Annotated in this window: 30 protein-coding genes and 1 pseudogene; 18 read left to right on the forward strand and 13 right to left on the reverse strand. The window is 62.1% G+C overall.

All coding sequences use genetic code 11. The features are described from left to right. Complete coding sequence (locus tag AC4P1R_RS01580; RefSeq protein ID WP_165614726.1) at positions 1–177, forward strand: NepR family anti-sigma factor; 177 nt, start codon at positions 1–3, stop codon at positions 175–177. 264 nt (positions 178–441) lie between these two features. Here AC4P1R_RS01580 and AC4P1R_RS01585 read toward each other — a convergent pair whose 3' ends face one another. Together AC4P1R_RS01585 and AC4P1R_RS01590 are read right to left on the reverse strand one after the other, a co-directional pair. After that, a complete protein-coding gene (locus AC4P1R_RS01585; protein WP_069459429.1) occupies positions 442–690 on the reverse strand; it encodes a YMGG-like glycine zipper-containing protein in 249 nt (82 codons plus the stop codon). Positions 691–965: 275 nt separating this feature from the next. After that, positions 966–1,160, reverse strand: coding sequence for a hypothetical protein (locus AC4P1R_RS01590; RefSeq protein ID WP_069459428.1), 195 nt, complete (start codon positions 1,158–1,160; stop codon positions 966–968). Positions 1,161–1,372: 212 nt separating this feature from the next. Between AC4P1R_RS01590 and AC4P1R_RS01595 the strand changes: the two genes are divergently transcribed. The 4 genes from AC4P1R_RS01595 (at position 1,373) to AC4P1R_RS01610 (ending at position 3,813) form a co-directional block, all read left to right on the forward strand. Next, complete coding sequence (locus AC4P1R_RS01595; protein WP_069459427.1) at positions 1,373–1,537, forward strand: DUF1328 domain-containing protein; 165 nt, start codon at positions 1,373–1,375, stop codon at positions 1,535–1,537. Positions 1,538–1,715: 178 nt separating this feature from the next. Beyond that, complete coding sequence (locus AC4P1R_RS01600) at positions 1,716–1,994, forward strand: hypothetical protein (RefSeq protein WP_273361703.1); 279 nt, start codon at positions 1,716–1,718, stop codon at positions 1,992–1,994. A gap of 32 nt (positions 1,995–2,026) precedes the next feature. Then, positions 2,027–3,280 carry an NAD(P)/FAD-dependent oxidoreductase gene (locus AC4P1R_RS01605; RefSeq protein ID WP_069459425.1) on the forward strand — a complete coding sequence of 418 codons (1,254 nt, stop codon included), beginning with the start codon at positions 2,027–2,029 and terminating at the stop codon, positions 3,278–3,280. A 251-nt stretch (positions 3,281–3,531) separates the two neighbouring features. Further along, a complete protein-coding gene (locus AC4P1R_RS01610) occupies positions 3,532–3,813 on the forward strand; it encodes a hypothetical protein (RefSeq protein ID WP_069459424.1) in 282 nt (93 codons plus the stop codon). Between the two features lie 16 nt (positions 3,814–3,829). Here the strand turns inward: AC4P1R_RS01610 and AC4P1R_RS01615 are convergent, their stop codons facing one another. Both AC4P1R_RS01615 and AC4P1R_RS01620 read right to left on the reverse strand, forming a co-directional pair. Next, positions 3,830–4,384, reverse strand: coding sequence for an MgtC/SapB family protein (locus AC4P1R_RS01615; protein WP_492177332.1), 555 nt, complete (start codon positions 4,382–4,384; stop codon positions 3,830–3,832). 100 nt (positions 4,385–4,484) lie between these two features. Continuing rightward, positions 4,485–4,787 carry a hypothetical protein gene (locus AC4P1R_RS01620; protein ID WP_151610856.1) on the reverse strand — a complete coding sequence of 101 codons (303 nt, stop codon included), beginning with the start codon at positions 4,785–4,787 and terminating at the stop codon, positions 4,485–4,487. Positions 4,788–5,038: 251 nt separating this feature from the next. Here AC4P1R_RS01620 and AC4P1R_RS01625 point away from each other — a divergent pair, with 251 nt between their 5' ends. From AC4P1R_RS01625 to AC4P1R_RS01635, 3 genes are all read left to right on the forward strand, one after another. Continuing rightward, a complete protein-coding gene (locus AC4P1R_RS01625; protein WP_069459421.1) occupies positions 5,039–6,175 on the forward strand; it encodes a fumarylacetoacetate hydrolase family protein in 1,137 nt (378 codons plus the stop codon). Positions 6,176–6,256: 81 nt separating this feature from the next. Beyond that, entirely contained in the window at positions 6,257–6,622 is a 366-nt protein-coding gene (locus AC4P1R_RS01630; RefSeq protein ID WP_069459420.1) for a UCP034077 family protein, read from the forward strand. A 156-nt stretch (positions 6,623–6,778) separates the two neighbouring features. After that, the gene (locus tag AC4P1R_RS01635) at positions 6,779–7,081 is read left to right on the forward strand and encodes a cupredoxin domain-containing protein (RefSeq protein WP_151610857.1); all 303 of its coding nucleotides are present in this window, start codon (positions 6,779–6,781) and stop codon (positions 7,079–7,081) included. 383 nt (positions 7,082–7,464) lie between these two features. Here the strand turns inward: AC4P1R_RS01635 and chrA are convergent, their stop codons facing one another. Next, the gene (gene chrA / locus AC4P1R_RS01640) at positions 7,465–8,865 is read right to left on the reverse strand and encodes a chromate efflux transporter (protein WP_151610858.1); all 1,401 of its coding nucleotides are present in this window, start codon (positions 8,863–8,865) and stop codon (positions 7,465–7,467) included. After that, a complete protein-coding gene (locus AC4P1R_RS01645) occupies positions 8,866–9,687 on the reverse strand; it encodes a chromate resistance protein ChrB domain-containing protein (protein ID WP_151610859.1) in 822 nt (273 codons plus the stop codon). It lies immediately after the preceding gene. A 346-nt stretch (positions 9,688–10,033) separates the two neighbouring features. Here AC4P1R_RS01645 and AC4P1R_RS01650 point away from each other — a divergent pair, with 346 nt between their 5' ends. Further along, complete coding sequence (locus AC4P1R_RS01650) at positions 10,034–11,206, forward strand: MFS transporter (RefSeq protein WP_192803732.1); 1,173 nt, start codon at positions 10,034–10,036, stop codon at positions 11,204–11,206. 22 nt (positions 11,207–11,228) lie between these two features. Here AC4P1R_RS01650 and AC4P1R_RS01655 read toward each other — a convergent pair whose 3' ends face one another. From AC4P1R_RS01655 to AC4P1R_RS01680, 6 genes and pseudogenes are all read right to left on the reverse strand, one after another. Next, entirely contained in the window at positions 11,229–11,948 is a 720-nt protein-coding gene (locus AC4P1R_RS01655) for a nickel/cobalt transporter (RefSeq protein WP_069459416.1), read from the reverse strand. 5 nt (positions 11,949–11,953) lie between these two features. Next, a pseudogene (locus AC4P1R_RS01660) lies at positions 11,954–12,390 on the reverse strand (YqaA family protein). Between the two features lie 31 nt (positions 12,391–12,421). Continuing rightward, on the reverse strand, positions 12,422–13,744 hold the full coding sequence (locus AC4P1R_RS01665; protein WP_492177333.1) for an MFS transporter: 1,323 nt from the start codon (positions 13,742–13,744) through the stop codon (positions 12,422–12,424). A 10-nt stretch (positions 13,745–13,754) separates the two neighbouring features. Next, complete coding sequence (locus tag AC4P1R_RS01670) at positions 13,755–14,030, reverse strand: metal-sensing transcriptional repressor (RefSeq protein WP_069459414.1); 276 nt, start codon at positions 14,028–14,030, stop codon at positions 13,755–13,757. 327 nt (positions 14,031–14,357) lie between these two features. Next, complete coding sequence (locus AC4P1R_RS01675; RefSeq protein ID WP_492177334.1) at positions 14,358–15,563, reverse strand: tyrosine-type recombinase/integrase; 1,206 nt, start codon at positions 15,561–15,563, stop codon at positions 14,358–14,360. A gap of 3 nt (positions 15,564–15,566) precedes the next feature. Further along, positions 15,567–16,040 carry an Arc family DNA-binding protein gene (locus tag AC4P1R_RS01680; protein WP_492177335.1) on the reverse strand — a complete coding sequence of 158 codons (474 nt, stop codon included), beginning with the start codon at positions 16,038–16,040 and terminating at the stop codon, positions 15,567–15,569. A gap of 118 nt (positions 16,041–16,158) precedes the next feature. Between AC4P1R_RS01680 and AC4P1R_RS01685 the strand changes: the two genes are divergently transcribed. The 9 genes from AC4P1R_RS01685 (at position 16,159) to AC4P1R_RS01725 (ending at position 21,433) form a co-directional block, all read left to right on the forward strand. Continuing rightward, positions 16,159–16,344 carry a hypothetical protein gene (locus AC4P1R_RS01685; RefSeq protein ID WP_492177336.1) on the forward strand — a complete coding sequence of 62 codons (186 nt, stop codon included), beginning with the start codon at positions 16,159–16,161 and terminating at the stop codon, positions 16,342–16,344. Beyond that, positions 16,341–16,529 carry a hypothetical protein gene (locus AC4P1R_RS01690; protein ID WP_492177337.1) on the forward strand — a complete coding sequence of 63 codons (189 nt, stop codon included), beginning with the start codon at positions 16,341–16,343 and terminating at the stop codon, positions 16,527–16,529. Before AC4P1R_RS01685 ends, AC4P1R_RS01690 begins: the two co-directional genes overlap by 4 nt. Before the next feature lie 119 nt (positions 16,530–16,648). After that, complete coding sequence (locus tag AC4P1R_RS01695) at positions 16,649–17,107, forward strand: GntR family transcriptional regulator (protein ID WP_492177339.1); 459 nt, start codon at positions 16,649–16,651, stop codon at positions 17,105–17,107. 92 nt (positions 17,108–17,199) lie between these two features. Next, positions 17,200–17,511: a DUF6074 family protein gene (locus AC4P1R_RS01700; RefSeq protein WP_492177340.1), complete on the forward strand. Its 312-nt coding sequence runs from the start codon at positions 17,200–17,202 to the stop codon at positions 17,509–17,511. Between the two features lie 292 nt (positions 17,512–17,803). Then, positions 17,804–17,983 (forward strand): hypothetical protein, encoded by a 180-nt coding sequence (locus tag AC4P1R_RS01705; RefSeq protein WP_492177342.1) that lies wholly within the window; start codon positions 17,804–17,806, stop codon positions 17,981–17,983. A gap of 217 nt (positions 17,984–18,200) precedes the next feature. Continuing rightward, positions 18,201–18,779, forward strand: coding sequence for a hypothetical protein (locus AC4P1R_RS01710; protein WP_492177343.1), 579 nt, complete (start codon positions 18,201–18,203; stop codon positions 18,777–18,779). A 3-nt stretch (positions 18,780–18,782) separates the two neighbouring features. Further along, positions 18,783–19,265 (forward strand): hypothetical protein, encoded by a 483-nt coding sequence (locus AC4P1R_RS01715; RefSeq protein WP_492177344.1) that lies wholly within the window; start codon positions 18,783–18,785, stop codon positions 19,263–19,265. A gap of 25 nt (positions 19,266–19,290) precedes the next feature. Next, entirely contained in the window at positions 19,291–20,349 is a 1,059-nt protein-coding gene (locus AC4P1R_RS01720) for a hypothetical protein (RefSeq protein WP_492177345.1), read from the forward strand. A gap of 205 nt (positions 20,350–20,554) precedes the next feature. Continuing rightward, positions 20,555–21,433, forward strand: a complete 879-nt coding sequence (locus tag AC4P1R_RS01725; protein WP_492177346.1) for a head maturation protease, ClpP-related — start codon at positions 20,555–20,557, stop codon at positions 21,431–21,433. 431 nt (positions 21,434–21,864) lie between these two features. Here AC4P1R_RS01725 and istB read toward each other — a convergent pair whose 3' ends face one another. Continuing rightward, positions 21,865–22,602 carry an IS21-like element helper ATPase IstB gene (gene istB, locus AC4P1R_RS01730; protein WP_069456399.1) on the reverse strand — a complete coding sequence of 246 codons (738 nt, stop codon included), beginning with the start codon at positions 22,600–22,602 and terminating at the stop codon, positions 21,865–21,867. Positions 22,603–22,607: the final 5 nt, after the last annotated feature.

Consider the following 22,607-nt stretch of genomic DNA (forward strand, 5'->3'; position numbering starts at 1 on the left):
ATGAAGGGCTCCTCGAGGGGAGGTACGCGAGGCGCCGAAAGCCGGGATCCCCATGCCCACATCGTGTCGAAGCTGAAGGCGCTCTATGGGGCGGTCGAGGACGAGCCCGTGCCGCAGCATTTCCTCGACCTCCTTCGGCGACTCGACGAGGCCGAACGGAACCACTCGGGCGACTGACGCTCCGGTGCTCCAGGGGCGGGCAGGGTCGCGTAAAACACGCGACGGGCGGGTCGACGGGCGGGTGCCTGCCTTGCGAAAACCGCTCTGATCCACGCCAACTTCATCCTCGGTTCCGAATTCGAGTAGGCCTTTACAACTTGGACGCACAAAGGTGCTTAATAGCAGATAGTCACGGGGTTACCCATGACTATCTGCGTAGATTCCTCAGGTTTGCGGCAGGCACTGATCGCGGAACCCTGGGACGCTTTCGCGGAAACCCGCTTAGCAGCGGGCGGTGTAGCGGCGGCCGTAGCGGTCGCGATAGATACAATAGCCCGGTTCGCTCGCGCGGCCGATCAAGGCACCGGCAACGCCGCCGACCGCTGCGCCGACCGCAGCACCTTCGACATCGCCGCCCACGACTCCACCGATGATCGCGCCTGAGGTGGCACCGACTGCCGCACCCTTTTCCGTCTGGGTGCAGGCTGCCAAGGGAAGGATGAGAGCTGCAACGAGAAGCATTTTCTTCATGACACGTTCCTATCCTTTGGTTCTACTGATTTAAGAGGATTCCGGATTTGCTTCATCCGGTTTACTGCGAGTCCAAGCCTGCTGTCGCTGAGTGCACGGCGTATACCCGTGGATGTTTGAAGTGACAGCGCAGCGAAGGCTCGCATCCTCTTCTCCCATGTGGATAAAGAGCGCCGCCGCGGCGCTTGTTATCGCCGTGCAAACGCCGAATGACGCCTTTTGTTCCGCGTGTCGAGCGACAGTGGCGCATGCTTGTTGTGAAATCCCGGTCAAGACTAGTTCTGTCTTTTCCGCTCGGCTGTCTCAAGTTCCTCAAGTAGAGCCTGGATCCGCTTGTTGGGCTTTCCTTCCGTATGCGTTTCAAGGTCGCGCATCGTCCTGCCGATATGCAGATTGTGCTTGCGCAAATCCGCTCGGTATCCGGCGATGGTCGCCACTGTCTTCCAGATATGGCGCGAAGGAATCACCATTTCATTTCCAGTGCTTGGTCATGGTCAAACGTCCCGACGAGCCGAAGGTTCCTGCCGCCTGGGTATGCCCTTGGAGCCCGAGAAGGGCATGTTTTGCCGCCATTTGCCCCTGATGTTCAGAAAATCCGAAGTGTCGAGCAGGAGTTTGCTCCCGGAACAAAGATGAGATCCCGCGCGTTTCGAGTTCAGCAACGCAGGCAAGGAGATGGAATATGCTCTACTATGCACTCATCTTTCTAGTTATCGCCATCATTGCCGGTGTACTCGGTTTTGGCGGAATCGCCGGCGCTTCGGCTGGTATAGCCCAGGTTCTGTTCTTCCTGTTCCTCGTGCTCCTGGTGATCTCGCTCGTCGCAGGATTTATCCGACGAACATGATGGAAAGCGTCCGTTTGTAAAGCTGCCGTCTTTTGATAAGCCGCAGGGGCGGTAAAGAAGGGGTAAGTGTGCCACTGCCCCTTTTTGTATTTTGTCGGTGGACCCGTTCCCTTGCCCTTACCCGCTGGCTTGGCTATTCATGCGAATACCTTTCGCACGCATCCGAATGGCGAGCCCGATGCAATTCCTGCAAATTATTGTCGAGCGACCCATCCTTCGAGCCGATGGTCGCTGGCCGTGTTCTATCCCGGACTGTCGCGGCCTCGTGCTCTACGGCGTTTCCTTCCTTTTCAAGTTCCTGAAGGCGGTGATCGTTTATGACGGTGCCGACATGATCCTCGCGGTGTCCGGGCCAGGCGACACGGCGTTTGTTGCGGGTCTCGTCGGCGTGGAGATGATGTTCGGGTACGAGAATTTCCTCAGCCGCTTCGGTGAAGCGGAAATAGCGCGGCTATAGCCAATAGTTGAATGTAAGCGGGGCAGGTGTTCATGAAGACTGACATAGTGGTCCTCGGTGCCGGGATCGTCGGCATTTCCGCGGCGATTCATCTGGCGCGGCGTGGAAAGTCGGTGGTGCTTCTCGACCGGCGCGGCCCGGGGGAGGAGACCTCCTACGGCAACGCCGGTCTCATCCAGCGCGAAGGTGTCTTTCCCTACGGCTTCCCGCATGATTTCGGCGCTCTGTTCCGCTACGCGCTGAACAATACCATCGATGCGAGCTACCATTTCCGGGCTCTGCCGGGGCTGGTGCCGTTTCTGGCGCGCTACTGGTGGCACTCGGGCTTTACCCAGCATCGGCGGATCGCCAACCTCTACGCTCCGCTTATCGAGAATTCGATTGCGGAGCATGAGGATCTGATCGCAGCTTCCGGCGCGGGCGATCTCATCTGCAAGAACGGCTGGATGAAGGTGTTTCGCACGGAAAAGGAGCGCGACGCCGCCTACAAGGACGCCGAAGCGCTCTCCGCCGGCTTCGGCGTCAGCCATCAGAAACTTTCTGCCAGCGAGTTGAAGACCATGGAGCCATCCATCCAGGTGGAACTCGCCGGCGGCCTGCGCTGGACCGATCCATGGTCGATCCGCGACCCGCATGGCCTGAACAAGGCCTATCTCGCCTATTTCCAGTCGCTCGGCGGTCGCCTCGTCTCGGGCGACGCGGCAACCCTCGAGCACATTCTCGAGGGTGCCGGCTGGCGCGTGGCGACACCCGAGGGTCCCATGGAGAGTCGCGAGGTCGTCGTCGCCCTCGGGCCCTGGGCCGATACCGTAACTCGCAAGCTCGGCTATCACTTCCCGCTCGCGGTGAAACGCGGCTATCACATGCATTACGGCACCAGGGACGGTGCTCAGCTCAACAATTGGGTGCTCGACGAGGAGATGGGCTATTTCCTGGCGCCGATGCTGCGCGGCATCCGGCTGACGACCGGCGCCGAATTTGCCCGGCGCGATGCGCCGAAGACGCCGGTGCAATTGACCCGGGCGGAGCGGGTCGCGCGCGAGTTTTTCCCGCTGGCCGAACGCCGCGACGAGGAACCGTGGATGGGGGCACGCCCCTGCACGCCCGACATGATGCCGATCATCGGCAGGGCGCCGAGGCACGAGGGGCTCTGGTTCGCCTTCGGCCATGCCCATCACGGCATGACCCTCGGCCCGGTGACTGGTCGGGCGCTGTCCGAGGCCATGACCGGCGAGAAGACGGTGATTGATATCCTTCCCTACAGGCCCGATCGCTTCCTCGCCTGAGCTTGCAGGGGCGGAATGATCTCGCCGCGCCCGTGCGACAAGCCGATTATGCGAGCGCGAACCGGGGCTTCCCGCGCTCTCCGGCCGCGGCATATCCGCCTCGGTGCGACCGGTCGAAATTTTGTTGATTTCCATCGGAACCAACGAGCGTGTGAGGTGTTTTACCATCGCTGAAGGATAGAGGCGGACGCTAGATCTGTGCCCAGCCGACAGCCGGTACGCCTTTCGAGGCGCAGGGAGGATCTCAAGGAATGCGCAAACACACGATCGAATTCGCCGGCGAGGCTGTCGCCGCGTTGGTGCCGGCGAGCGACCAGTTTCGTTTTATCGCCGTCAAGTACAGCGTCTGGCCACTGGACGGTAAAACCTTTGCGAAGCCGGAGGACGCGGTGCGCGCGATTGCGATGCTGCACGGTCATCGCCATAGGCAGCCGATCGTCAATGCGGGCGCACGGCCCATCGGCGCGCGAGTCCCGGCAAATTCTGCTGTCGTCCTTGGGACAAGTGAACTCGCCCGACATCCAAGAGCCTGACGCCCAAGAGACGGGCTCATTTTCTCTCGTCGTCGCTCGCCGGGGTCTCCGCGTCCCCCCGTTGCCCGTCCGCGGTTCCGGCGAACTCGTCCGGCGACTTCCAGTCCAGGGCGACCTCGAGCCGGCCGAGAACCAGGAGCACGACCAGGCTCGCAAAGGCGGCGAAGGCCGCGATCCACCAGAAGCCGAAGCCGATCGCCAGTCCCACGGCGCCGGCAAGCCACATGCCGGCACCGGTGGTCAGGCCCCTGACTTCGCCCCTGGAAAAAACGATCATGCCGGCGGCGAGAAATGCGACGCCCGCCGTCACAGCCTCGAGGACTCGGATCGGATCGATGCGGACCTCGGGCCCGGAGAGGCTCGCCATGTGGACGCTCTCGATCGCCAGGATCGCGAACACAGCGGATGCCAGGCTTACGAGAATGTGTGTCCTCAGACCGGCCGGGCGCTGCCGCCTTTCCCGTTCGACGCCGATCAGCGCTCCGAGCAGGATAGCGCCGCTGAGGCGCGCGAGGACGACCTGATAGGGCGTATGGGTCGCGGAAAAGATATCGGTGACGATCTCGTTCATCGAACCGCGCCACCCTCGCCCGGGGCGGCGGCGCACTTCCGCCGCTTCTGCGACCGGAGAAGCGCGAGACACCGTCCCGCGGACGCGAAGCCCAGCTGCATCATTGGGCCGTCGGTGCCGTTTCCGGCGACTCCGGTGCCGCTTCATCGCCCGGAGGGGTAAGGGTGGCCGGCTGCGCCGGCTCGACGGTCGTGGATGAGGTGGTTTCCGGAACGTCCTCGACGCCTCTCGTCAGTTCCGCGGGTAGCCAGGCAAAGAGCGCAATCACGATTCCGACGAGCAGCGCGGACAAGAGCAGCCAGGTGCCGCGAGTGATGCCCGTTTCGCGTTCGGCGAGCGGTTGTGAAGGCTGGATCTCCCGCTCTTCCGGCGATCTGGCTCTTGATTGTTCCTCTCGGGTCATGGCACTCATCCTTTCTACCGATGCCCTGTCGGCGGCAGTATTGGCAGCCATTTCAGCGTTGGCTGACGCAGGGCACTCGACCATCAGGTACTATTGCGGCCGCCAAGGACGGGCGGCCGAATGGTAAACGTTTCAGCTATTGCAGGGTTCCGACTTGCGTCGCCTGCAACAGGCGGTTGCCGATCGAAGGTGCTCTACAGTCAGGCGGTTCCGCTGCGAAAACCGCTTTCAAATGCAAGGGGAGACGGAGAATGACGATGGCTTATGAAACCGGCGTCTTTGTCGGCCGCGTCTGGCGCCCGGATGTCGGCCCAAGCCTTGTGGTCGTCCGCAACGGCGTGTTGATCGACATCACTTCCAGTGCCGTGCCGACGATGCGCGACCTTCTCGATCTCGACGATCCCGTGGCGCACGTCCGTTCGGCGCCGGGCGAAGCCCTCGCTTCCCTTGCCGATGCCATGGCCGGGGCGGAGCGGGGGGCGGGCGAGATCCACCTGCTTGCCCCATCGGACCTGCAGGCCATCAAGGCCTGCGGTGTCACCTTCGCCCGCTCGATGATCGAGCGCGTCATCGAGGAACGTGCCGCTGGCGACGCGGGGCGCGCCGAGGCGATCCGCCAGCGGATGGCGGCGATCATCGGCGACAGCCTCCGCAACCTCAAGGCCGGCTCTGCCGAAGCCGCGGGCGTCAAGCAGGCGCTGATCGAGGAGGGCGTCTGGTCGCAATATCTGGAAGTCGGCATCGGCCCGGACGCGGAGGTCTTCACCAAGGCGCAGCCGCTCTCGGCAGTCGGCTACGGGGCTGCCGTCGGGCTCCATCCGATCTCGCGCTGGAACAATCCGGAGCCGGAGGTCGTGCTCGCGGTCTCCGCCGACGGCCGCGTCAAGGGCGCGACGCTAGGAAACGACGTGAACCTGCGCGACGTCGAGGGCCGCTCGGCCCTGCTCCTCGGAAAGGCGAAGGACAACAATGCCTCCTGCGCCATCGGTCCCTTCATCCGCCTCTTCGACGAGACCTATTCGATCGACGACGTGCGCAAGGCCGATCTCGACCTCCTGATCGAAGGCCCGGATGGCTTCCGGCTCGAGGGCACGAGCACCATGCGCGAGATCAGCCGCGATCCGCTCGATCTCGTCGCCCAGACGATTGGCCCGCATCACCAGTATCCGGACGGGCTGATGCTCTTCATGGGAACGCTCTTCGCCCCGGTCGAGGACCGCGGCGAGCCCGGCCAGGGCTTCACCCATCAGATCGGCGACGTGGTGACGATCTCGAGCCCGGCGCTCGGCAGCCTCGTCAACAGCGTGCGGCTGTCGACCGACTGCCCGCCCTGGACCTTCGGCATGGCGGCGCTGATGCGCAATCTTGCAAAGCGGGGACTGCTGTAGCTGCGTATGAGGCGCGGCGGATTGCCTCCGGGGGCAGTCCGTCGCAATCTCGGGTGCAGTGAAATCGGGGCCGATCGATAGATGAAATTGCTTGTCGCCTGCGCCATGTCCGGCGCGCTTCTCCTCTCACAAGCGGGACCTTTGTTCGCGGAGCCGCTCCGCACCGTTGGCGAGGTCAGCGATGCCCTCGGCAGATGCTGGACCCCGCCCGCTGGCATCAAGGACTCCTTCGTCACCCTCAAATTCGCCTTCCGCGCCGATGGCAGCCTCATGGGCCCGCCCCAGCCGACCGCGGTCCGCGTGACCGGCGACGAGGCGCAACGCAAGACCTTCGTCGCGGCCGCGACCGCGGCCTTGGAGGGTTGCATGCCGCTCGAGTTCTCGCAGGAAGTGGCCGACGAGATCGCGGGGGTGGTGTTTACGCTGCGGTTCAATTCGGCGGAGTGAGGGGCGGCGCCAGCGCGCCAATTTGCGCGGCCTCGGTTCTCGGTTCACAGCAGCAGGTCGGGAATAAATCATCCATCTGAAGCGTCAGTGGTAGTAATCGCCCTCGCCGCAGAGCGCCGCTGCCACGTGGCATGGGAACCGGAGGAGGAATCTCACATGCGCATTGCCCTGACAGTTGCCATCTTTGCCCTTGCCTTGCCCGCCTATGCTGCCGGTCACGCCGTCCAAATCAAGGGCATGAAATTCAATCCGGCCAAGCTGAATGTCGCCGCCGGCGACACGATCACCTTCACCAACGGCGATTCCAGACGCCATACCGCCACGGCGCTGGACGGCTCCTTCGACACCGGGCGGCTTGCCAGCGGCAAGAATGCCACCGTGCGGATCGTCACCGCTGGTAGGCATGACTTCAAATGTGTGATTCACCCGTCGATGAAAGGCACCGTCACTGCGAAATAGTGGACGGGCGGCTATACGGCATTGATGTCGCCGCGTGCCCACACACGCAAATCGCGCTGTTGGCGCCCCTGGGCGGCGGCCGGGTATCAGCGCCGGAGATGCGAAACCCCACAGCTCGGCGAGGAGGTCGAGGGGCTCCGTAACAGTCGCCGGCTCCGAGCTTTCCCTTTGCGGCCAGAACCAGTCATGTCTGCTCTACAGCTAAGTGTGGACGCGGGTCTCGCTGGCGCGGTAGGTGTCACCGCATTTGCGCTCGAGATAGCTTCTTCGCGGGCGAGCACTCCGCAACAAATGATGAAGAAGAACGGTAGGAACGCACGGGGGCTGATCGAGCCGTGAGTGAGCCCGGCAACGTCAAGCGTCAAATGGTGGGAGGCATCAACCTAAATCACAGTCCAAACGAGTCCGGCGACGGCGCAGGCAAGCAACGTCGCGATGATAGAAGCTCGGAAGCGGAAGATCGCGACCGCGGCCGCCGCCGTCAGCACGAGTGATGGCAACACCAGTGAGGATGGATCGGGGACGTCGAGCGCAAGCCATCCGAGCCTCCAAGCCACCACCTCTGCAAACAGCGTGTGCAGGCCGAACCAGACGGCAAGATTGAGGATTACGCCGACGACAGCAGCGGTAATTGCCGACATTGCGCCGGTCAGCGCCACGTTGTTGCGAAGGCGCTCAATGAAGGGCGCTCCGAGGAAAATCCAAAGGAAGCAGGGAACGAAGGTCACCCAGGTCGTCAGGATCGCCGCAAGCGTCGCCCCCGTCATCGGGTTCAGCGAGCCCGGATCACGGTAGGCTCCCATGAAACCGACGAACTGGACCACCATGATCAACGGGCCAGGCGTCGTCTCGGCCATGCCGAGACCGTCGAGCATCTCGCCGGGCTCCAGCCAGCCGTAATGCTGAACCGCCTCCTGGGCGACATAGGCGAGCACGGCATAAGCTCCGCCAAAGGTGACGACGGCCATCTGGCTGAAGAACAGCCCGATCTTCGTGAAGACATCGTCCACGCCGAGGAAGGCTGTAAGCAGCATCAAGGGAACGAGCCAGAGTGCGAAGAACACCGCCGAAACGCGAAGGGACCAGGAAAGGTTCGGACGGGCATGGGCCGGAATTTCCTCTCCGAGCAGCGAATCTTCGTCCTTCAGGACCGGACTGGACCCTGCCTTGTGGCCGCCGCCAATCCGGAAGAGCGGCGAACCAGACCGGCCGCCGACATAGCCGAATACACCCGCGGCCAAGATGATCAGCGGGAAGGGGACGCGGAAGAAGAAAATGGCGACGAAGGCGGCCGCCGCGATGCCGATCATCAGCCGGTTCTTGAGCGCCCTGCCACCGATCCGGAAGACGGCATGAACGACGACGGCGAGCACCGCCGCCTTCAGGCCGAAGAACAGCCCTTCGACGACGGTGACATTGCCGAAGGCGGCGTAGATGTAGCTCAGGCCGAGAATGGCGAGGAACCCCGGTAGCACGAACAGCGTGCCGGCGACGAGGCCGCCGGCGGTGCGGTGCAGGAGCCAGCCGATATAGACGGCAAGCTGCTGCGCCTCGGGTCCCGGTAGCAGCATGCAGTAGTTCAAGGCATGCAGAAAACGGTGCTCGCCGATCCAGCGCTTTTCGTCGACAAGGATGCGGTGCATCACCGCAATTTGGCCGGCCGGTCCGCCGAAACTCAAGGCCGCAATTCTTGCCCAGACCCGTACGGCCTCGCCGAAGGAAATCCCGTGAGCGTATTCCTGCCGCGCCGTGCCCGGCGCGGCCCTGTTTGCAGTCTCGGTCATTCACGAATCCTTTTTCGGCGATGGCCAGTTATGCGTCTCGTTGGTAGCGTCCCGGCACCAGCGGTAAAAGGCGTCATAGAGCAGCATCCCGGCCTCCAGTTGCTCAAGATCGTCGGCATACATACGCGACAGGCCGAGTGATGCCGCCAAAAGACCGGGCGCTTCTGGGGCGAGATCGAGGCGGGCGGTGTCCGCGCCGCGCACGATCGTGGCGAGCCGCTGCAGCGGTTCGGTCGAAAGACCGAATTCCTCGACCATGACGTCGAAGGTGCAAAGCTCGCCCTCGTGGCTCCAGCGGATCGGGGCATCTATGTCAAAGGGCGTCGCGCCGAAGCGCTCGCCCACCACCTCGACCTCCGACGGCGACACGTACAGGAACACTGCCTGCGGATCGACGAAGCGGCGAATGAGCCATGGACAGGCGATGCGGTCGATCTTCGGTCGCGCCCTTGTCACCCATACCGTGTGTCCGCTCGCATCCCGCTTCGGTATTGCAGAAGCGGGTACGGCTGGATAGCCCCCCTCAGCCCAGCCTTCGAAGCCGCCTTCGAGCACGTCGGCGGCAATGCCATAGTGGCGAAGCCAGGCGGCGACACCGTAGCTGAGCTTCTTGCCGCGATGGCAGATGACCACCGCTGCGTCGCGATCGAGCTCCGCAACCCACTCCTGTACGTTGCGATAATCGCGCCGCATCGAGCCTGGCACCAAACGCGGATCGGCGTCGAAATCCTCGTCGATCCGGACATCGATAAGTGCGGGGCACTTGGGTGTGCCGACAAGGCGGACAAGTTTCTCGGGGGAAATTTCAAGAAGTGACGACATGACGCGTCCTCCCGTGTGAGCGGTTGATTGGACGCGATACTTCGGCTGTCGCCTCGTGGGGTGATCGCAACCCCATGCGCCGTGTTTTCCGCTCTTTGGCCGGCGCTGTCAAGCCGCTCGGCTCGAAGGAAACGCAGAGACCTGATCACCGTGGAAGACGTCGATAATCCGCCTAGAGCGGCGACTTGGTTGGCCCGGAAGGTTGAAGCAGGAGGGCCATTGGCAACCAAGACTCTATTTCGGCATCATATCTCAATTCGACTTTTCGTAAGCCGCTAGAGCCATAAGGCCGAAGCGAGCGACCAACGATCGAGAGACCAGATCGGTGCTGCGGATTCATCCGGCGATGTTCCTTTTCGCGGCGCGCGCCCTGCGCGACATCGGCGACGGCTTCGTCGCCGTGCTGCTGCCGATCTACCTACTCACCCTCGGATTTACTCCGCTCGAAGTCGGTGTCATCGCCACCGCGTCGCTCCTCGGTTCCGCGCTGCTGACGATATGTGTCGGCTTCCTCGGAGCCCGGCACGATCACCGCCAGCTTCTGCTGGCTGGCGCGAGCTTGATGATCGCGACGGGTGTGGCCTTTGCCATTGTCCACGACTACGCGCTGCTTCTGGTCATAGCGTTTGCCGGCACGATCAATCCGTCGGCCGGCAGCGTCAGCGTGTTCGTGCCATTGGAGCACGCCGTGCTCACGCGCGAAATGACGGAGCGTGAGCGAACCAGCATGTTCGCGCGCTACAGCCTCGTCGGCGCGTTCGCCGGAGCCATAGGTGGACTCGCTGCAGCGGTGCCCGACCTTCTCGGCCCCTTTGGTCTCGAACGGCTTGGCGGCATCAGGGCCATGTTCATCCTTTACGCGTTTCTGGGCCTGCTCGGCGGCTTGCTCTACGCGCGGATCCCACGCCGCCCGGCTCCAGACGCGAGGGCCACAGCCGCGCTCGGCCCGTCGCGCCACATCGTTTTCAAGCTGGCGGCCCTATTCAGTCTCGACGCCTTCGCCGGCGGCTTCGTCGTCCAATCCCTGCTGGCTCTCTGGCTATTTGAGCGATTCGGCCTGTCGCTTTCAGAGGCCGGTGTTTTCTTCTTCTGGTCAGGCTTGCTCTCGGCTCTCTCGTTTCCTGTGGCCGCATGGATGTCGAGACGCATTGGCCTGATCAACACGATGGTGTTCACGCACGTTCCCTCCAGCATCGCTTTGATACTTGCGGCCATTTCGCCCACACTCCCCCTCGCACTGGCCTTTCTGCTTGTCCGGGCGGCACTGTCACAGATGGACGTACCGACGCGCTCATCTTACGTGATGGCCGTCGTCACAGAGGCGGAGCGGGCCGCCGCCGCAAGCTTCACCTCGGTGCCGCGCAGTCTTGCCGCCGCGGCCAGCCCCGCCCTGGCGGGCGCTCTGTTCGCCGCCTCGTCCCGAGCATGGCCGTTGCTCATCTGCGGTGCATTGAAGATCGTCTACGATCTGCTGTTGCTGATGCAGTTCCGGCGGCTGAAGCCGCCGGAGGAATCCTGACGCAATCGGCGGCGAAACCTCGTCAGCGAACGAGGATCTCCCGCATTGCGACGATCACCAGGATCAGCCCTGTGAGGGCCTCGACAGCCTTCGAGATCTTGGCCAGTAGGGTGTGCCGGGTCGCCAGCAGTTTCTCCACCCGCGTACGGAAGAAGACAGTCGCGAGTGCCACCGTGGAGAGGGTGAGGGCCACGCCCGTCATCATGACGAGTGCAAACATGATCCCGGCCACGGGCACGCCGCGCGACATGGCGAAAGTCATGACGAACAGCGTCAAGGGGCAGGGGATCAGCCCGGCCATGAATCCGACCGCGACACCTTCCCCTTCACCGTGAACATGTGGCGGGCGGAAGAAGGCGCTCCACAGCATCCAGGCTCCGATCATGCCGAGCAGGCCCCGGCTCAGATCTTCGAGCACCGGCGCCGAGCCGGCGCTCCCAAGCATCACCGACACCAGTGGCAGCGAGAACAAGGCTATGGCCACGGCCATCGTCACATGCGTTGCGGAGAGTGCCAGGGAGACCATCAGCGCACGCCGCATGCCCGCCGAAGCGCCGGTCAGGTAGGTGGCAAGCACGGCCTTGCTGTGACCGGGCGTCATCGCATGCACTGCGCCAAAAACAATACCCATGGGCAGGAAGGCGAGGAAGGCCGTCCAGCCGCCGCCGTTTGCGAAGGTTTTGATATGTTCGGCGAAGGCGAGATAGATCTCCCGCTGGATGTCCAAGATCGCTTGCAGCAATGCCTCTATGCCCAGTTCATGGAATTGGCCGCCACCGCCAGATAGCGGCCGATATTGGCGATTGAGACCAGAATCAGGAATCGCGCCAACGGCTCCCTCATGATGCCCGCCGCAATGGTGAGCGGATCGCCGATCACCGGCATCCAGCTCAGGAGCAGCGACCACTGGCCATAGCGTCTATACCACCTTCCGGCGCGATCGAGCGTCCCCCGGCCTACCGGAAACCGGCACCTGTCGCCGAAGTGCTCGACGCCGCGGCCAAGCAGCCAATTGACGGTCGACCCAAGCACATTCCCAGTGCTCGCCACGCCGATCAGTACCGCAAGCGGATAGTCGCCCGTCAGGAGAAGGCCGGCGAGGACCGCTTCCGATTGCATCGGCAGGACCGTGGCGCTGCAAAGGACACGAGAAAGAGGCCAGCGTAAACGGCGAGATCAGTCATTTCATGGTCGAGGAGGTTGCTGATCCGTATTTCATGGCCTCGATGGCCATTCGGGATGGCGGCTGTCGATGACATAGGCGTGACTATGGCGATGGCCGTTGCCGACACGTTCGGCCCCGATCAGGTGCGGATGCCCATCGGCCAGTGTCACGTGGACGTGCTCAACCTCGTCTGGATCATGCGCCGGCCAGAGCCGCATCGCAATGAAAACCGCGGCCACGGCTATTGCTCCGAGCGCTGCAAAAGTCGCCGGCAAGCCGATCGTAGCGCCGAGCCATCCCGCCAGCGGATAGGTGATCAGCCAGCAGGCATGCGACAACGCGAACTGTGCGGCAAAGAGCGCAGGCCTGTCCTCCGGATGCGACGACCGACGCAGGAGCCGGGCGGTAGGCGTCTGCGCCAGCGAATAGCCGAAGCCGATCGTTAGCCACAGCGGCAGCAGCAGCGCAAAGCTCGGCACGAAGACGCCGATGAACAGCCCGGCGACGAGAACGACCGCCCCCGCCAGCATGGCGGTACGATCAGCCGTCTTATCGAGAAGACGCGGCAGCAGAAGTGCGGCGATCATCGAGCCACCGCCAAAGGCCGCAAGCGCAAGGGCGGTCTCACGCTGAGTAAGGCCGAATTGCGCCTGGACCAGCACCACGGTGTTGACGATGACCATCGATCCGGCCGCTGCGACCGCGAGGTTGAGCGCGAAGAGGCCGCGCAGCCGCGGCGTGGCGAGATAGATGCGCAGGCCACGCGTCGTCCGCTCGTAGATGCCGCGGTGTTCTGCCGCCTTCGGACTCGGCAGAACGACCGAAACGACCAAGGCCGCCGAGGCGAGGAAGCCGACGACCGTTCCGGCAAACAGGCTGTGGAAGCTGACGACCGTCAGAAGGGCAGCCGCCAGCATGGGGCTCGCAACGCTTTCGAGATCATAGGCGAGGCGCGAGAGCGACAGGGCGCGGGTATATTCCTCCTTGTCGGGCAGGACATCTGGAATCGTCGCCTGGAAGGTCGGCGTAAAGCCGGCGGACGCGGATTGCAGAATGAAGATCAGGACATAGGCCTGCCAGACCTCGCTCACGAAGGGCAGCGACAGCGCGACCGCAGCGCGCACAAGGTCGAGGTAGACGAGCATCGCACGCCGGGGCAGCCGTTCGGCGAAGGCGGCCGCGACAGGGGCAACGCCGACATAGGCGATCATTTTGATGGCGAGCGCCGTGCCGAGCACCGCTCCGGCATCGGGTCCAGCAAGATCATAGGCGAGAAGCCCGAGCGCGACGGTGGCGAGACCGGTTCCGACGAGCGCGATCACCTGCGCCAGGAACAGGTGGCGGTACGTGCGATTGCGCAGGACGCCAAGCACGAGACGCCCCTTAGAGATACTTGGTAATCGACTTGAACTCGTCGATCGACTGGCGCTGGTCGCGCGGAAGCGCGCCCAGCGTCTCTTCGAGGCAGTGGTCGAGATGGTCCTGGATCAATGTCCGTTTCGCCTGCGCAATCGCCTTCTCCACTGCATGGAGCTGCTGGGCGATGTCGGGGCAGGGCCTGCCCGACTCGATCATGGCGATGACGCTTTTCAGGTGTCCCTCGGCCCGCTTCAGCCGCTTGACGATCTCCGGATGCCTTTCGTGTCTGTGTTCCGTCATGCTTTCTCCTATCCTCCTGGAGGGGATATTTCAAGTCGAAACAGCTCGTTTCGATTGACCTCGTGGCGCACGGCCATGATGAGTGCCCTGTCTTTCCCCGAGGGCTTGTCCATCGCGCTCGATCGGCGTGGGCATCACCTTTGGGCTACAGTTCTGGGCATCAGGTCGCCAATGACGCCAAAACGATATCCGGCACGATGGAAAATCAAGAAATTAAAGGCCTTTAGGGAGAATTGGCTGGGGAACCTGGATTCGAACCAGGACTAACGGAGTCAGAGTGTTTCACCCGCCATTGAAATGAAAGAGCTTTTTGTCTCCATGTCGCGTCTATGTCGCGTCGATTGCGAATAGGGCGCGTTCCGCAGCGGCCATTTCCGCGCCCTCGTCGATCGCAGGGAACATGTGCCCGTAGGTGTCGAACGTGACCTGAATGGAGCTATGGCCCATGCGCCCCTGTACGGCCTTCGCCGTCAGCTCCAGACCGCCGTCCGCCTTCCTGTTGATGCACCAGCTTGCGTACCAGTGCCGCAGGGCATGGAAGCCCGAATACTTCGGTGCGAGGACCGGATTGCCTTCGTCATCAACCTTGTCGGTGGCGATGGTGACGCCCGCGGCGATCTCGACCGGCCAGAGACCACGCTTGAGCATGTTCTGGTGATTCTCAATGTTCCCGGCCGTGTTCGGGAAGACAAGCCCGGCCTCGCTCTTGGGGCAAGCCAGCTTCCATTCCTTCAGCGTGTTGACGGCGATCGGGGGCAGGGGAACGGTTCGCTGCCCTGCTTCGGACTTTGGCATCCCGACATCGCCATAGCGGTCGGCGCGCTGCCTGACGTGCAGGATTGCTTGCTTCAGGTCGACGTCTTCCCAGCGGAGTCCGCGCGCCTCGCTGGCCCGGATACCGGTGAAGATCATCGTCACGAGCAGAGGGCGATAACGCCCCGTGGCAGCGTCAAGGATCGCCCGGATCTCGACATTGGTCGGAATGTCCCGTCCGACCCTCAGTTTCGCCTTGGCGCGCTTCTCTGACGCCTTCGTGCCAGAGCGGGCCTTGGACAGTTCATGCACCGCATTGCGTACAATAAGGCCGCGGCCCTGGGCATCTGCGAGAATGCTTCCGAGGCTGACCGTGATGCGCTTCACCATCGCGGCCGATCGGCCCTTCTCCCGCAAGTCATCCTGAAACGATCGAAGCCACGGCGCTGTAACCTTTGTCAGCTTCACCGCGCCAGCGAGCGGGACAATGTGCAGGTTTAGGTGTTGCCGGCGCTGATCCATCGTCGTGCGCTCGAGCCCGGCCGCATCGCCAGATTTAAGCCAGAGCTTGCCGGCTTCCTCAATGGTGATAGTGGCGCCGTCGGCGACGTGAACGCCTTCCCTGACCTCGACAGACGCCGTAGCGGCGAATTGGTCGGCATCCTTCTTTTTCGCGAAAGTCTTCAGCCGGCGCTTCCCGGCGGTGTCGGTGTAGTCGACCACCCATGACGATTTCTCTTCGCCCTTCGGTGTGGTCCAGGTGCGTTTGCGGACTGACATTGATCAACCCTCCCAGGGCTGTTTCGGCACCTGTTCTGACGCTTCCGAGGACGCGTCAATCTCGACTTGCACTAGACCCGCGGCAAGAACTCTTACGAAATCCGATATTTGGCTATCAGTTAGCAGCGCTTCTCCGAGCGACTTGACCATGATTGCCAATGTCCGGTGAGATTCCCGCAGGCTCTGCAGACTTCTTTCTTGATTGTTCATGGCTTCGAAGAGTTCGCCGCGCTCATCATAAAGCCTTTCTAGCTCGGCTTGGCTATCTTTGAGGTCATCTTCGAGCTTTGACATCGCGGAGTCAGTGTTGGCCCAAGCTTGCGCAGCTTCTTCGAACTTCTCAATTCGCCAGATGATCTCAGCGTTCATCGATCTGCCGTTGTGGTCGGCTGCCTCTTTGATCGTGTCGCGCATCCCGTCAGGGAACCTCAGAACGAACTGATCCTGCTTCGCGCTCGGAAAGTCTCCGCGTGCCATTTTCCCACCCTTGATATCGAGTGATAGTAAGTAACTATATTTCCGGCTTGCGGCAATGATAGCAAATCACTATATTTGACGTCTAGTAAATAACTATCACGCAAACGGAGACCGTGCCATGCAGTCTGATTCTCTCGATCTCATCTGGGGTGTCGAGGCCATCGGCAAGCTTATCGGCCGCAGCTATCAGCAAACCTATCACATGATCCAAAGCGGCCATCTGCCGATGGTGAAGCAGGTCGGCGAGCGTTACGTTGCCAGCCGGAAGAAACTCATCGCGTTCTTCATTGAGGATGCCGCATGAGTTGCCCCATCAACCCCGACAACGCGATCGTCGAGCAGGCCGCCATGTGGCTTGCCGACCAGGCGCAGCCCCCGCGGCCGATCGTGCCGGCATTGCGTGAACGCTTCGGCCTGTCTGCCATCGAGGCGACGGAGGCATGCGCGATGGCTGAGAAGTACCGCATGTTGCGGAGGGCGTTCGGCTAGATGGCACAGTGTCCGAAGTGCGGAAGTCACAACATCACAAAGGCAACCGTTCGCGACGTCGTTCGTGATGTTTGCCGGCGTTGCGGTCCTCTCCCGAAGAAGGGAAAGGACGTCGGCCGATGAGCAACCGGAACAAGCGCAAGGGCAGGTCCAAGTTCATAATGATCGAAGGCTACATCATGCGCACCCAGGCTTGGGACGCGCTGACGCCCGTCGATCGTGCGGCCTACCTGTTCTTCAAGTGGAAATTCGACGGACTGAACAACGGCCGGATTGCCCTTGGCTGTCGAGAACTGGCCGCAGGTATCCACGTCAGCAAGAACACGGCGAACCGCAGCTTAGATAGTCTGGAGGAGAAGGGCTTCATCGCCATGACGCGGCGGAGCGGGTTCAACGTCAAAAACCGCGCGGCGACCGAGTGGCGGTTGACCGAGTATACCTGCAACGTCACGGGCGAATTGCCCACGAAAGACTTCACCCGCTGGCCGCCCTCTGAAAAATCCACAGTCCCACCAGAGGGACACACAGTCCCATACGAGGGACAGTCGATGGCGAGAAAGAGGGCAAAACATGGTTGACAGTCCCATCTCAGGTACCGTGAAGCCGGTTTTCATCATTCCACAGTCCCACCAGAGGGACACATATAATACTGCCATGGGAGGCACGACCGATGCGTGACGGCGATCTTCCTCTGTTCGCATGGCAGCCACCATGCAAGCTGATCGCATTCCCCTTAACCAAGCGCATAGGCAAGATCCGTCGCTGTGCGGAAGTGCTCGACGGAAAGCACGGTAAAGACGCTGAAGGCTATTGGCGTCAGCAGGTGCGATACATGGCCGAACAGTTGGAGCGCGCCGGATGCAAGCCCGATGACGTTCGCCGGCAGATAGCAGAGTTCCAGCAAGCGGTTCAAAGCGAGCTCGTCCGCCGGAGCTATGAAGGCCAGTCCATCGGCAGTCATGATCCGCGGGGTGCGGCATGACCGAGGTTATCAGAGTTCCGAAGCAGAATGTTGATAACCGGCTATCCGCAATGCAACTGGCAATCATCGCGTACCTGGAGACATTTCCTGGGCCGATCGGCGACCGCATCGGACACCTTCCCCGTACCGGCGATGTAGTGGACGCTATCGGGCTCCCCCGCTCAAAGGCGGGCTTTGCCTCGGTTTCCAGATCACTCGCGCGCCTGGCGCAGGCCGGAAGGGTATCTGGACACTCCCCTTCGATTTGTACGCAGGGAAAGGGCTTGCATTGGTCTCTTACGAGGGATGCAGCATGACCGAGGAGCATCGCGCCGCCCTCGGCTGGGCTGTTCTTCATGCACCGACCAGGGAAGCCTACAGGCGATCGACAGGCGAGGACGCTGGCCCGGTCCTTGATCGGTACGTCCGTTGGGCGGAAGAGAACATCGTCGGCAAGCCGGGTGACGTCACCGACGAGGCCGAGGCGGCATGATGGGGGAGGAGACGAGGGGTCCTCAGGGGCCGCGCTTGGTCACGGGTGAGGCGACAGCGTCCGCTTTTATTAGCGCCAGAAGATCCTTGAGGGTTCCGCCGCCACTTCCGCGGGTCCCTTCCAGCCCTCAGCTAACACGGGTAGGGCGACAGTGTCGACCGTCTCTAGACATAAACAAAAAAATCTCATTTCCGTTTCCGTTTCATAGGAGAAACATATGAATATCAATGACTTGACTGTCACTGCTTCGGAAATCGGCATCGTTTTGGACATCACCGACCGGCGCGTTCGCCAGCTTGCGGACGAAGGCGTCTTCGAGAAAGCCGGCCGCGGCAAATATCCTCTCGTCTCGTGCGTGCAGGCCTTCATGGCGATGCGCAGCGCCGACGAGGCGGATGCCGACTTGCGGCAGGAGAAACTTGCCCTGCTGAAAGCGCAACGCCGACGGATCGAATTGAGCAACGAATATCGTGAAGGCATCGAGTCTGAGTACGACTGGCAGGATGCCGCGATTCAGGTGATGGCGACCTACTTTCACCTGAGATTGCGCCCGATCGCCGGCTGGCTGTTCGAGGAACTGAGGAAGCGCGGGGTCAAGGAAGACAGAGTAATCGCCGGCGAGGTGCTGAATTGGTTCATAGGATGCCGCGCCGAGGCGGAGGACAAATTGAAAGCGGCAGCGGCCGAAGCGCGCCGCCGCGGGATTGTTATTCGCGGCTTCGGCGACCTTGAACGTCTCCTGCCTCCCGGCTTCGGATTCGCCGCAGCCGATGCGGACAATGCGGACGACAAATAGTCCATGAACGCCGCCGCGCCGCCGCTCTTGCGTGCCCTAAGCCTCGTCCTGGCGGAAGCGCCCGGCGACGAGGCGGCGGCGCTGCGGTCTGCGGTCGATCGAGTGCTCGACGGCACCGCGGACTCGCTCGATGCCGAGTTAGGCTTAAAGCCTGGACCGGGCGAACGCCATTGGCGAAGCGTCGCGGCACTCCAGCGGCGGGATGATCTGATCCGCCAGGCAGCGGCTGCGCACTTCTCCGGCATGACGGCGCGCGAAGCCGCCGAGCGGATGTCGAGCGAGCTTGGCCGGTTCCGAAACTCCCACGACTGGCGCCGCTCGCGAGCCGCAACGACATGCCCGCTCCAGGGCATTAAAGCGAAATGGTGGAGCGTCCTAAAACTGAGGGACCAGCCGCTCGGAGCCTCACGCATACGGCAAATTCTGGCCAGCGAGATACCCGCTATTGATTGGCCACAGGACGGGCGATTCTCCGATCAACACTGATCGAGAAGAAAAGGGCACCGCCCCCATGATTTCCAGCAGCTTTTCCGCCTTCACCGACATCACACACCAGGGGGTGGATGTCGTCTCCCCTCCGCAATCTCCGAACTTCTTCATCGACCCAGTCGACGTGATCGAGCGTCTGCCGGCTGAAGCTCAAAGGAATCTCGCGACCTTGCGGGATCACGTCGAGTCGCTTTACGAGGCCGTTGAACGGCTGAACGTCAAACGGCAAGAAGCGTGGCAGGCTCGCGGCGAAGCGGAACTGAATTTCCGGCAGATGACCGACGCGGCCGTCGCTTCGCGTTCCGGCCGGGCAACGATCGTTGCTCAAGATGACCCGCGCGCCTTGGATGCAAAGGCAAAATTCGACAATGCCGCACGCGTGGCGCGCGAACTCGCCGACCGCTACGATACGGCGGCCGATCGTTGGCACAAGCAAAAGCGCCTCCTCAGCAAAATTGAAGCCTACATCGCCACTGCCGGCGGCCTCAAGATGGCGTTGGCCCTGAAGGTCAAATTCCCTGCCGTCGATCGACTGGCCGCGGAAGTCGATAGAATCAGCAATGAAATCAATGAATTGAAGGCGGAAGAGCACGCAATCAATTCGGCAGCTTTTCCTTCGGCTGAAGCAAAGGCGCGTGCCCGTCGAGAAATCGAAACGCTTGCCGAGCGAGGGAAGCCGCGGGTGCTGGGTATGATCGATAACGGACCGCAGGCCGGCGTCACTTGGCCCGAACTGACGGCCAAGACTCGCAACTTCGGCATGGGTATCCCGCTTCCTGGCGACGAGGTGCTTACGGCCCATGATTTGCCCGGCGCGCATCTCGCTCTGACCGCGTGGCTCTTCAAGGACCGCATGATTGAGGCGGTTGAGAGAGAGATCGACGCGGTTGCCGAAGACGATGCCGCTCTGTCGACCGAGGAACGCGCCGCACGGCTCCTCGAAGTCGAGGCCCGCATTCTCGACCTCGAGCGTATCGAGGCCGCTCTTGTCAGCAATGCCGGCGGCACCGTTGATTTCCGCGAAGACGCCGACCCGCGCGCCGTTCTCGGCGTCGACGGGCCGGCACCGCGGGAGGACTAAGTTTAATGCGCGTGGTGATGGTCTCCTTCGGTGGAAAAGAACGCTCGCCGGGGCCAGTGCGTCCCGGCGGGCGAATACCCCCGATCGATCAGCCAGCGCTTTGGTATCCGGCCCGACTCCTGCCGGTCAGCGAAGCCCCAGCCGGTTTTCAAGCATTTTCCCGGCTGGGGTTTTCCCAATTCCAGGTTAGAAAGGGCGGTAGGCCGTGAGTAAGATACTGAAAAATAACGAGCTTTGGCTCTACGGCACGGTCGGCGAGGGCGTCGCGGACGGCGAGCCGGGATTCTGCGATATCGATGTTCGCGACGCGCTTGCGCAGATTGGCGACAAGGATGTGACCGTGCGCATAAACAGCTCTGGCGGCTGGGTCGCCGACGGCCTCGCCATTCACAGTATGCTCAATTCGCACCGCGGCAGAGTCACTGTTATCGTCGACGGCGTGGCTGCGTCGATCGCCTCTGTCATTGCGATGGCCGGCGACGACATCGTCATGGCCCACGGCGCATTTATGATGGTCCACGATTCAGCCTGCGTGACGGCCGGCGACACCAATGATCACCGCAAGGCGATTGAATCGCTAGAAACGGTCAATCAATCGATTGCGAGCATCTACGTCAAGCAGACCCGCCGCCCGACCGCCGAGATCCGCAAGGAGATGGCGCAGGAAACTTGGATGACGGCCGAAGAGGCGGTGAAGAAGCGCTACGCGACTCGGGTCCAAACCAGCCGCTCTTCACAGCCGCGCGCGCTACTCATTCATGCCTACAAAAAGGTTCCGCAACAGATCGCCGCGATGGCCGGAACCGCGACGCTTTCGGCAGGCTTCAAGGCCGCAATGGATCGAGCCCAACGCGCGAAGACGGAGGAGAATTTGGAAGCGCTGATCCGCGCAAACTATCACCGCATCAAGAGTGACCCCAGTGTGCGAGCGGCGGTGGAACATCTTCGCGAGAGTTATCCCGAGGCGATCGAACGTGCTCTCAGCCGGGGCGCAAACGTCGTCGATGGCCCATGGCGCGATGTCGTCGACGAAGTCAACCATAGGAACGGTTTCTTCGCGCTCCATCCCGCCGTTGGAAAGTGAGGGCCGGTTATGTCGCAACGCTTGACTGAAATTGAGGTCGAGGGCGTCGGCACTATCCGGCATCTGAATATGTGGCAGATCTCAGCAATGCGGAAGTGTAAGGGGCCGAACCGGAACATCGCGCCTTTCGCTTTCGCCGCCGGAATGACGGTTCGGCAGTTCAAGACGCTGGCCCCTGATCTGCAGGAAGCGGTGCGGCAGGCCTATTACCGCCTCACTGCACCGCCCATTACAGAGGTCCGCCCCGAGGATGGCCGCCGACGCATTCCCCGGAAGAACGAGCGCGTGCCCGAGGAACGAATGATTGCCGATTCCGATGAAGCCGCCCCTTTGTTCCGAGATGATTGCGCCCCCGGTTTCCGGGATGATCTCGCCCCCTGTTTAGGGGGTTCTGCAGGCGATGATTGTTGTCAATTCATTCAGGCGAGGTGTCAAGCTTTGCGCGGTAGACTTCGGCGCAGACTATCGCCGCTCAGTTCGATGCGGTGGGCATTGTGAACCAGTCTGTCGAGTATCGCATCGGCATAGGTTGGGTCGCCGATGACGCCGTGCCATGCGGATACGGGAAGCTGGCTGGTAATGATCGTTGATCGACGGCCATAGCGGTCTTCGAGGATTTCGAGCAGGTCGTGACGGGCCTGCTCGTTGAGCGGTTCGAGGCCCCAATCGTCCAGTATCAGGAGCTGAACATGGCCCAAGGTCCGTTGCAGCCGGGCATACCGGCCGTCACCACGCGCGAGCGCAAGCTGGGCAAACAGCCTTGGGACACGCTGATAGAGAACTGAGCGATCGTCTCGGCAAGCCTTGTGGCCGAGGGCGCAAGCCAGCCAACTCTTTCCGACACCCGCGGGTCCGCAAATGGCCAGATTGTCATGAGCGTTGATCCAGTCGCCACCGAGCAGTTTGATGAAGAGCGCGCGATCGAGGCCGCGCTCGCTGCGATAATCGACATCTTCCGGGGTCGCCTGGTGGCGAAGCTTGGCAAACCTGAGGCGTGCCGCAAGCTTCCGATCGTAACGGGAGCTCCATTCCCGTTCGAGCAGCAGTCCGAGCCATTCGGCGTGCGAGAGATGTTCGGCTTCGCCGTTGGCAACGAGTTCACTGAAGGCCTTTGCCATGCCGGCCAAGCCCATGGCATTCAATTTATCCAGTGTTGGATGAGCAAGCATCTTTC

This window comes from Sinorhizobium sp. Y406 (assembly GCF_058732025.1).

Coding starts and splice junctions, on each gene's coding strand:
- AC4P1R_RS01580 (WP_165614726.1), top strand. CDS start 1: ATGAAGGGCTCCTCGAGGGGAGGTACGCGAGGCGCCGAAAGCCGGGAT.
- AC4P1R_RS01585 (WP_069459429.1), bottom strand. CDS start 690: ATGAAGAAAATGCTTCTCGTTGCAGCTCTCATCCTTCCCTTGGCAGCC.
- AC4P1R_RS01590 (WP_069459428.1), bottom strand. CDS start 1,160: ATGGTGATTCCTTCGCGCCATATCTGGAAGACAGTGGCGACCATCGCC.
- AC4P1R_RS01595 (WP_069459427.1), top strand. CDS start 1,373: ATGCTCTACTATGCACTCATCTTTCTAGTTATCGCCATCATTGCCGGT.
- AC4P1R_RS01600 (WP_273361703.1), top strand. CDS start 1,716: ATGCAATTCCTGCAAATTATTGTCGAGCGACCCATCCTTCGAGCCGAT.
- AC4P1R_RS01605 (WP_069459425.1), top strand. CDS start 2,027: ATGAAGACTGACATAGTGGTCCTCGGTGCCGGGATCGTCGGCATTTCC.
- AC4P1R_RS01610 (WP_069459424.1), top strand. CDS start 3,532: ATGCGCAAACACACGATCGAATTCGCCGGCGAGGCTGTCGCCGCGTTG.
- AC4P1R_RS01615 (WP_492177332.1), bottom strand. CDS start 4,384: ATGAACGAGATCGTCACCGATATCTTTTCCGCGACCCATACGCCCTAT.
- AC4P1R_RS01620 (WP_151610856.1), bottom strand. CDS start 4,787: ATGACCCGAGAGGAACAATCAAGAGCCAGATCGCCGGAAGAGCGGGAG.
- AC4P1R_RS01625 (WP_069459421.1), top strand. CDS start 5,039: ATGACGATGGCTTATGAAACCGGCGTCTTTGTCGGCCGCGTCTGGCGC.
- AC4P1R_RS01630 (WP_069459420.1), top strand. CDS start 6,257: ATGAAATTGCTTGTCGCCTGCGCCATGTCCGGCGCGCTTCTCCTCTCA.
- AC4P1R_RS01635 (WP_151610857.1), top strand. CDS start 6,779: ATGCGCATTGCCCTGACAGTTGCCATCTTTGCCCTTGCCTTGCCCGCC.
- chrA (WP_151610858.1), bottom strand. CDS start 8,865: ATGACCGAGACTGCAAACAGGGCCGCGCCGGGCACGGCGCGGCAGGAA.
- AC4P1R_RS01645 (WP_151610859.1), bottom strand. CDS start 9,687: ATGTCGTCACTTCTTGAAATTTCCCCCGAGAAACTTGTCCGCCTTGTC.
- AC4P1R_RS01650 (WP_192803732.1), top strand. CDS start 10,034: ATGTTCCTTTTCGCGGCGCGCGCCCTGCGCGACATCGGCGACGGCTTC.
- AC4P1R_RS01670 (WP_069459414.1), bottom strand. CDS start 14,030: ATGACGGAACACAGACACGAAAGGCATCCGGAGATCGTCAAGCGGCTG.
- AC4P1R_RS01675 (WP_492177334.1), bottom strand. CDS start 15,563: ATGTCAGTCCGCAAACGCACCTGGACCACACCGAAGGGCGAAGAGAAA.
- AC4P1R_RS01680 (WP_492177335.1), bottom strand. CDS start 16,040: ATGGCACGCGGAGACTTTCCGAGCGCGAAGCAGGATCAGTTCGTTCTG.
- AC4P1R_RS01685 (WP_492177336.1), top strand. CDS start 16,159: ATGCAGTCTGATTCTCTCGATCTCATCTGGGGTGTCGAGGCCATCGGC.
- AC4P1R_RS01690 (WP_492177337.1), top strand. CDS start 16,341: ATGAGTTGCCCCATCAACCCCGACAACGCGATCGTCGAGCAGGCCGCC.
- AC4P1R_RS01695 (WP_492177339.1), top strand. CDS start 16,649: ATGAGCAACCGGAACAAGCGCAAGGGCAGGTCCAAGTTCATAATGATC.
- AC4P1R_RS01700 (WP_492177340.1), top strand. CDS start 17,200: ATGCGTGACGGCGATCTTCCTCTGTTCGCATGGCAGCCACCATGCAAG.
- AC4P1R_RS01705 (WP_492177342.1), top strand. CDS start 17,804: ATGACCGAGGAGCATCGCGCCGCCCTCGGCTGGGCTGTTCTTCATGCA.
- AC4P1R_RS01710 (WP_492177343.1), top strand. CDS start 18,201: ATGAATATCAATGACTTGACTGTCACTGCTTCGGAAATCGGCATCGTT.
- AC4P1R_RS01715 (WP_492177344.1), top strand. CDS start 18,783: ATGAACGCCGCCGCGCCGCCGCTCTTGCGTGCCCTAAGCCTCGTCCTG.
- AC4P1R_RS01720 (WP_492177345.1), top strand. CDS start 19,291: ATGATTTCCAGCAGCTTTTCCGCCTTCACCGACATCACACACCAGGGG.
- istB (WP_069456399.1), bottom strand. CDS start 22,602: ATGCTTGCTCATCCAACACTGGATAAATTGAATGCCATGGGCTTGGCC.